This window comes from Rhodococcus sp. C26F (assembly GCF_053345925.1).
In genome coordinates, this window is record NZ_JBKFBA010000027.1 from 71,350 (window position 1) to 78,765 (window position 7,416).

The window sequence follows — 7,416 nt, forward strand, 5'->3', positions numbered from 1 at the left end:
TCAGCCGGACGCGATCACGCCGTCGCCGTTCTGACGCTCGCGGAGCCGGGTGACCGTGTCGTGCAGGTGCTCGTCGAGCAGACGCCGCACCTCCTCCCGGTCGGCGGTGCGGATCGCCTCCCGCAGCACGACGTGCTCGTCCACCTGCACGTGCAGGTCGGGATAGGTGGTCTGCAACGCGCCGAGGCACATCCGCGTCTCGACGAGCAGCGTGCGGGCCGCCCGCACGAGCCGCGGACTGTCGGCACTGGCCACGAGGATCTCGTGGAAACGTCGGTCGCCGTCCGAGACACCGGTGGCGTCCTCGCGTTCGGCGGCGGTGCGCATCTCCTCGATCGCCGGTTCGAGGGCCTTCCACGTCTGTTCGCGACGGCCGTCCAGCACCAGGTCGAGGGCACCGCCCTCGATGACCCAGCGGCTGCGGTAGATGTCGACGACGTCGTCGAAGGTGAGCTCGGTGACGAAGATGCCCCGGTTGCGGATGCTGTAGAGCAGACCTTCGGACAGCAACCGCTGCATGGCTTCTCGCAGTGGGCCCCGGGAGACCTGGAAGTGCGCCGCGAGTTCGGCCTCCCCCAGCTGTTCCCCGGGACCGAGCGCACCCCGGACGATGGCCGACCGGATCTGTTCGGCGATGAGCTCGGCCGTGGACGGCCGGGTGACAGGACGTAGATCTTCCAGATCACCGAGCACCATGATCGGTATCCTCCTCGAACAGTGAGCCCAGCTCCGGGCATTCCACTGTATATCCGGCGAGTTCCAGGCCGTGCCACACGGTGACCTGGTTGGCGGTCAGCACCGGCTTGCCGGTCTCCTTCCCGAGTTCCCGCATGATCCGCAGCGTGTGCATCGCGGTGTCGGGGACGAGGACCGCCTGTGCGTCGGGATGATCGTTGGTCCTCACGAATTCGAGGACGACCTCGTCGGTCAGGGTGCCGACCTCGGCGGCGGTGTCGATGCCGGCGTCGGCGAGCGAGACGACGTCGACACCGGCGTCCGCGAGGAAGGCGACGAACAGTTCGGCGACGTCCCGCGGATAACTCGCCGCCACGGCCACCCGGCCGACTCCGAGCGCCCGAAGTGCGGCGACGAACGCGATGCTCGTGCTCGTCGTGGGCACGCCTCCCGCGTCCCGGGAGAGCTGCTCGACCTGGGTGCGTGCCCCTTCGGGTCCGTACACGAAGCTGCCCGACGTGCACGCCCACACGAGGGCGTCGAGGGGCTCGTCCGCGAACTGCGCCGCTCCCCCGGCGAGCTTGGCCGGGCTCCCGAGGTCGAGGAGTTCGGGAACGGCGTGCAGATCGGTTCCGTAGATGTGGGCGACGGGCAGATTCACCCCCAGGAGTTCGGCGGCGAACGGGTAGTCGTCCTCGGCGGCATGATCCGGGTAGACGATCCCGACGGTCGGACGGTCACGATGCATTCAGAACACTCCTCTCAACCACTTCCCCGGTCCTGTCATGGGCAGCTTCATCCGTCCCAGGCACGCCCAGATGGTGAGCTGGTTGGCCGTGAGGACCGGCTTGCCGAGTTCCCGTTCGAGCGGCGCGATCAGGTCGTAGGTCGGCAGGTTGGTGCAACTGACGAAGATCGCCTGGGCGTCCGGGGTGTCGGCCCCGATGATGTGCTCGGCGATGGTGCGGTAGTTGACCTTCCAGATGCCGCCGCCGAGCCCGAGATGTGACGACCGGACGACCTCGGTTCCGGCCTCCTTCAGGAAGTCGTGCAGCAGGTCGGTGAGTTCCCGGTCGTAGGGAGTGATCACCGAGATGCGGGTGAGGTCGAGTTTGCGGAGGGCTTCGAGCAGCGCTCCGGAGGTCGTGACCGCGCACGATGCGCCCGCCTCGCAGATCGCGTCGCACAGGGCCTTCTCGTAGGCCACCCCGTTGACGAAACTGCCCGAGGTACACAGATAGGCAACGACTTCCGGTTCCACCGACAGCACGTCGCGGGTCGCGACCATCAGGTGCCGTCGGTCGGACACCAGCTCGGCCATGGCACGGCTGACCGGCACCGGCTCGTAAGGGGTTCGAGCGAGGTGCAGGGTGACCTCGAGCGGCGCCCATCGCCACAGTTCTCGTTCCAGGGCGAGATCGAAGGGTGCGATCACACCGATGCCCCGCTGAGCCAGAGGACCTTCGAATTCGGGAATGTTCAGTTCCATACGGTCCCTCGGCTTCGTCAAGAGTTCCCTCAGCCTTGAGGATTGTTGACAATAATACGAGGCGCTCATACGGTGTCAACGTGGATGCCCAGCCGGTCGTTGCAGTGCTTCATGCCGAAGCCGTGCCGGATCGTGCGTGGATGGCCCCGGTGGCCGAACACGCCACGGTGCGCTATACCGACGCCTCCGGCCTGGCCGACGCGCTCGACGGCGCCGACATCCTCTTCGCGTACGACTTCCTCACCGACGCGCTACCCGCAGCCTGGCACGCCGCAGCGTCCCTGAAGTGGATCCATGTCGCCGCGGCCGGGGTCGACGCCCTCATGTTCCCCGAGCTGCGCGACAGCGACGTGGTCGTCACCAACTCCCGCGGAGTCTTCGACGGGGCGATCGCCGAATACGTGCTCGCCCAGATACTCTCCTTCGCCAAGGACATCCCCGAATCCCTGCGGCTCCAGCACGAGCACATCTGGAAGCACCGGGAGTCCGAACGCATCGCCGGTCGCTCCGTGCTCGTCGTCGGCACCGGTCCGATCGGTCGCGCGATCGCGCGCCTGCTCTCCGCCGTGGGAATGACGGTCCAGGGCTCGGGCCGGCGCTCTCGCGACGACGACCCCGATTTCGACACCGTCACCGCGACCGCCGATCTTCCGGCCGCCCTGGCCGACGTCGATTTCGTCGTCGTGGCCGCACCTCTCACGGATCAGACCCGGCACCTCTTCGACGCCCGGATGTTCGCCGCGATGAAGCCGCAGGCCCGCTTCGTCAACGTCGGGCGCGGCGAACTCGTGCGCACCGACGACCTGGTCGAGGCGCTGCGGTCGGGCACGATTGCCGGCGCAGCGCTCGACGTGCTCGACGTCGAGCCGCTCCCCGACGGCCATCCGCTCTGGGACATGCCGAACGTCTCGATCACCCCGCACAATTCGGGGGATTTCGTGGGCTGGCGCGACGCGCTGGTGGACGTCTTCGTCGACAACTTCCACCGCCACCGCAGTGGCGAACCTCTTCGGAACGTGGTGGACAAGAAGCTGGGTTACGTGCCCGGCGCGTGAGAGTCGGCATCGTCCGACGAGAAGGAGGCACGATGAAGCCCACAGACATGACCGCCGTCGAACTCGTGTCGGCGTTCTCCTCGGGCGAGCTGTCTCCCGTCGAGGTGACGCGAGACGTGCTCGATCGGATCGCGGCGCACGATCGCGAGATCAACTCGTTCTGCCTCGTCGACGAGGAGAAGGCCCTCGACCAGGCGCGCAGGTCCGAGGAACGGTGGCGGACCGGCTATTCGAAGGGCCTGCTCGACGGGGTTCCCATCTCGATCAAGGACGTCTTCCTCACCGACGGATGGCCGACCCTGCGGGGCTCGCAGGCCATCGACGAGAACCAGGACTGGAACGTCGACAGCCCGGTCGCGGCCCGGCTGCGCGAGGACGGAATGGTGTTGGTGGGCAAGACCACCACTCCGGAGATCGCGTGGAAGGCGGTGACCGATTCGGCCCTGTACGGGGTGACCACGAATCCCGTCGATACGACGAAGACCGCCGGTGGCTCGTCCGGTGGCAGCGCGGCGGCGGTCGCGGCCGGCTTCGGTCCGTGCTCCGTCGGCACCGACGGTGGGGGCAGCATCCGCATCCCCGCATCGTTCTGCGGCGTCGTCGGATTCAAGCCCACCCACGGCCGGATCCCGATCTTCCCCGCCAGCCCGTTCGGGCCGCTCGCGCACGCCGGGCCGATCACCCGGACGGTCGAGGACGCGACGCTGCTCACCGACATCCTCGCGCTGCCCGACCCCCGGGACCCGACTGCCCTCGCGCCGCCCCTGACGACCTTCCGCGGCGGCCTCAACCGCGAGGTGGTGGGAATGGACGTCGCCTACTCCAAGACCCTCGGCTACGTCGACGTGGACCCCGAGGTAGGTGAGATCGTCGACCGGGCGGTCCGCGTCCTCGACGAGGCCGGACTGCGCGTGACCGCCGCCGACCCCGGTTTCACCGATCCGCTCGAGGCCTTCGAGAACCTCTGGGCGGCAGGCGCCGCCACGATGTTGAAGACCTTCCCCGAGGGTACGCGGGACAAGGTGGATCCCGGCCTCGGACGCGTGTGGTCCCACGGCGAACAACTCGGTGCCGTGGACTATCTCGAGGCCCGCGCGGTCGCGGCGGCGGTCGGCATCACGATGGGGATCTTCCACCAGAAGTACAACGTGCTGATCACCCCGACGATGCCGATCCCCGCCTTCGAGGCCGGCCACGACGTGCCGCCGGGTTCGTCGCTGACCTCGTGGCCGCAGTGGACCCCGTTCACCTATCCCTTCAATCTCACGCAGCAGCCGGCCATCAGCATCCCCGTGGGCACCACTTCGGCGGGTCTGCCCGTGGGTCTGCAGATCGTCGGCCCGCGGCACTCGGACGACCTGTTGCTCGCCGTCGCGCGGTTCGCCGAGTACGCGTTGAGCTGAGACGGGAAGAGCGCCACGAGAAACGGCACCGCGCGGAGTACGTGGTGCCGTTTCCCGTGCAGTGACCGTCTATGCCCGTGCGAAGCTCAGCGTCTCCCCCACGACCCCCTGGATCCACAGGTCGTTGCACGCGACGGCGAGTTCGGGCAGTCCCTCCTCGATGGTCGCGAAGACGTTGCCCGGCACCCATCCCACATCGCCGTTGAGCAACAGATTGTTCCGGCCGTAGAACAACGCGAGGTCGGTCGCTCCCTGCTGCGCGTGGGCCTGCGATCCGGGTTCGTAACCGTATGCGGGATTACCGATCTCCCACGGTTCGAAGTCGAACAGGCACACATCCCCCGGGATCGGCGTCACCGTCGGGTTCTCCCGGTGCGGTGCCGCGGTGATCCTCGGGACGAGGGTGTAGAGCTCGTTGCGGGCGTACTTGGCGTGGAACGCCGAACCGCTCTGCGGCAGGGCGTCCCACACCGCCGCGCAGGTGAGCGGCGCCTCGTCGTCGAGAAGCCGTGCTCTGCACGTGATGTCGCGCTTGTCGAGAGTGATCGTGATGTATCGGGCCACGCGGACTCCCTCGTTCGACGGATTATCGGACCTCGGCGAGGACCTCGGACCAGATCCCGAGCGCATCCTCGATCTGCTGGGCGGTGACGATCAACGGCGGGATCATGCGCACCACGTTCATGTGTGCACCGCAGGTCAACAGCAGCAAACCCTTCTGAGCGGCGAGTTGTTGCGCTGCGGTCGCCCGTTCCCGGTCGGGTGCTCCGTCCGTGGTGAACTCGAGGCCCACCATGAGACCGAGGCCGCGCACGTCGCCGATGGCGTCGGTCGTGTTCTCCCGTGCGCCGGAGAGCAGTTCACGCCCGCGCGCGGCGGCGTTGTCGACGAGCCCCTCCTTCTCGATCACGTCGAGAGTGGCCACGGCCGCCGCGCACGAGACCGCATTCGCCCCGTACGTGCCGCCCTGCGATCCCGGACGGGCGCGTTCCATGAGTTCCTCGGAGGCGGCGATACCCGACAGCGGGAAACCGCTCGCGAGGCCCTTGGCGATGGTGATGATGTCGGGCCGCACGTCGAAGTGCTGATGGCCGAAGAACTTTCCGGTCCGCCCGAATCCGGTCTGGATCTCGTCGAAGACGAGCAGGATGCCGTGTTCGTCGGCCCGCTGCCGCAGTCCCTGGAAGAACCTGGTGTTGCCGGGGACGTAACCGCCCTCGCCCAGGACCGGTTCGACGACGAAGGCCGCGATCTCGTCCGGCGCCACGAGGGTCGCGAACAGATAGTCCAGTTCCTGCAGGGCGAAATCGGTCGCTTCCTCCTCCGACCAGCCGTAGCGATAGGCCGTGGGGAAGGGAGCGACGTGTACACCACCCATGAGCGGCGAGAACCCTGCGGAGAAACGGGTTCCCGAGGTCGTCATCGTGGCGGCGGCGACGGTACGGCCGTGGAAACCGCCGTGGAAGACGACGATTCCGGGTCGCCCTGTCGCCTGGCGGGCCAGACGCAGCGCCGCCTCGACGGCCTCGCTGCCCGAATTGGCGAAGAACAGCGAGTCGAGCCCTTCGGGCAGCACCGTGCCCAGACGTTCGGTGAGTTCGAGCAGGGGCCGGTGCATCACGGTCGTGTACTGCCCGTGGATGAGCGAGCCGATCTGCCGGCGGGCGGCCTCGACGACGTGCGGGTGACAGTGACCGGTACTCGTGACGCCGATACCGGCGGTGAAATCGAGATACCGACGTCCGTCGGTGCCGTGGATGTAGCACCCCTCGGCGTGGTCGACGGTGACGGGCGTTGCCTGCAGCAGGCGGGGTGAAAGACGGGTCATGACGATCCCTCCGAACAGCCGAGGGCGCAAACCCTCGTGCCGGTTGTCGGATTGTTGACAATATGGATAACACGCGGGGATGGTCGACGCAACGGCGAGCGGTGTAACGGCAGCGTTTCGTCACTCGCACCGGAGGGCATCCGCACAGCAGGAAGCCGCATCGCCCACGGATGAGGACATCATGATCAGCAACAACGACATCGACACCCTCGCTCGCGCCACCGCGTACGGACCGGACGGCGACAAGCTCGGACGCGTCGGAGAGGTCTACCTGGACAACGACACGGGCCGACCCGCCTGGATCACCGTCGTCACGGGTTTGTTCGGAACGCGCCGGCACTTCGCCCCCATCGATGAAGCCGTGCTCGACAGCACCGGAGTGCGCCTGCCCTTCGACAAGGACACGATCACCGGCGCCCCGAACATCGACGAGAACGGTGAGCTGACCCCGCTCGAGGAGGACGAGCTGTACCGCTACTACCGCCGGTTCGGGGACACCCCTGCAGGGGGTGGATCCACCGGCGATCAGGGCGGATTCACGGACGATCGGGCCGGGTTCACCGACGACCGGAGCGGCCTCGGCGAGCGAAGCGCAGCCGGTGGTGGTCTCGTCGGTGGCGCGGCCGGCGGACCGGGAGGCACCGGGACGCCACACACCGGCGAGACGTACGGCACCACCACACCGGCGGGAACCGGGCATTCACCGACGCCACCCGACGTCGCGCGTGAGGAGATCGCCGGCAACTACCGGCCGAGCGAGGGTCAGCGGGACGAATCGCTCGAGCACTCGATGCCGGGGCATACCGCGTCGACGCCGTCCACACCGTCCGGGACCGCGGACTCATCCACACCGTCCGGGACCGCGGACTCGTCCACACCGTCCGGCACGGCGCAATCGGCGGCGGACACCGCCCGCCATGCGGCTCCCGGCAGCGGCAGCGGCAGCGGCAGCGGCAGCGGCAGCGG

The 7,416-nt window shown here is 68.0% G+C and carries 8 protein-coding genes; 3 read left to right on the plus strand and 5 right to left on the minus strand.

Annotated features, from left to right (window positions below; all coding sequences use genetic code 11):
- From ACLBYD_RS22040 to ACLBYD_RS22050, 3 genes are read right to left on the minus strand one after another with little or no spacing between them, the layout of a single operon-like run.
- Positions 1 to 696 carry a GntR family transcriptional regulator gene (locus ACLBYD_RS22040; protein ID WP_447818119.1) on the minus strand — a complete coding sequence of 232 codons (696 nt, stop codon included), beginning with the start codon at positions 694 to 696 and terminating at the stop codon, positions 1 to 3.
- A complete protein-coding gene (locus ACLBYD_RS22045; protein WP_447818120.1) occupies positions 683 to 1,423 on the minus strand; it encodes a maleate cis-trans isomerase family protein in 741 nt (246 codons plus the stop codon). Before ACLBYD_RS22045 ends, ACLBYD_RS22040 begins: the two co-directional genes overlap by 14 nt.
- On the minus strand, positions 1,424 to 2,164 hold the full coding sequence (locus ACLBYD_RS22050) for a maleate cis-trans isomerase family protein (protein WP_447818121.1): 741 nt from the start codon (positions 2,162 to 2,164) through the stop codon (positions 1,424 to 1,426).
- A gap of 140 nt (positions 2,165 to 2,304) precedes the next feature.
- Between ACLBYD_RS22050 and ACLBYD_RS22055 the strand changes: the two genes are divergently transcribed.
- Together ACLBYD_RS22055 and ACLBYD_RS22060 are read left to right on the plus strand one after the other, a co-directional pair.
- Positions 2,305 to 3,219 carry a D-2-hydroxyacid dehydrogenase gene (locus tag ACLBYD_RS22055; protein ID WP_447818130.1) on the plus strand — a complete coding sequence of 305 codons (915 nt, stop codon included), beginning with the start codon at positions 2,305 to 2,307 and terminating at the stop codon, positions 3,217 to 3,219.
- 32 nt (positions 3,220 to 3,251) lie between these two features.
- Positions 3,252 to 4,622, plus strand: coding sequence for an amidase (locus tag ACLBYD_RS22060; protein WP_447818122.1), 1,371 nt, complete (start codon positions 3,252 to 3,254; stop codon positions 4,620 to 4,622).
- Between the two features lie 69 nt (positions 4,623 to 4,691).
- Here ACLBYD_RS22060 and ACLBYD_RS22065 read toward each other — a convergent pair whose 3' ends face one another.
- Together ACLBYD_RS22065 and ACLBYD_RS22070 are read right to left on the minus strand one after the other, a co-directional pair.
- Positions 4,692 to 5,186, minus strand: a complete 495-nt coding sequence (locus ACLBYD_RS22065; RefSeq protein ID WP_016694735.1) for a DUF3830 family protein — start codon at positions 5,184 to 5,186, stop codon at positions 4,692 to 4,694.
- Between the two features lie 22 nt (positions 5,187 to 5,208).
- A complete protein-coding gene (locus ACLBYD_RS22070; RefSeq protein ID WP_447818123.1) occupies positions 5,209 to 6,450 on the minus strand; it encodes an aspartate aminotransferase family protein in 1,242 nt (413 codons plus the stop codon).
- A gap of 181 nt (positions 6,451 to 6,631) precedes the next feature.
- On the opposite strand from ACLBYD_RS22070, the gene ACLBYD_RS22075 reads away from it, so the two are divergent.
- Positions 6,632 to 7,416: PRC-barrel domain-containing protein (locus ACLBYD_RS22075; RefSeq protein WP_447818124.1), on the plus strand; the 785-nt coding region annotated here is incomplete at its 3' end.

Bases quoted from the DNA above. Each gene is read 5' to 3' on its own strand.
- ACLBYD_RS22045 (WP_447818120.1), bottom strand. From the start codon at position 1,423: ATGCATCGTGACCGTCCGACCGTCGGGATCGTCTACCCGGATCATGCC.
- ACLBYD_RS22060 (WP_447818122.1), top strand. From the start codon at position 3,252: ATGAAGCCCACAGACATGACCGCCGTCGAACTCGTGTCGGCGTTCTCC.
- ACLBYD_RS22050 (WP_447818121.1), bottom strand. From the start codon at position 2,164: ATGGAACTGAACATTCCCGAATTCGAAGGTCCTCTGGCTCAGCGGGGC.
- ACLBYD_RS22055 (WP_447818130.1), top strand. From the start codon at position 2,305: ATGGCCCCGGTGGCCGAACACGCCACGGTGCGCTATACCGACGCCTCC.
- ACLBYD_RS22040 (WP_447818119.1), bottom strand. From the start codon at position 696: ATGGTGCTCGGTGATCTGGAAGATCTACGTCCTGTCACCCGGCCGTCC.
- ACLBYD_RS22070 (WP_447818123.1), bottom strand. From the start codon at position 6,450: ATGACCCGTCTTTCACCCCGCCTGCTGCAGGCAACGCCCGTCACCGTC.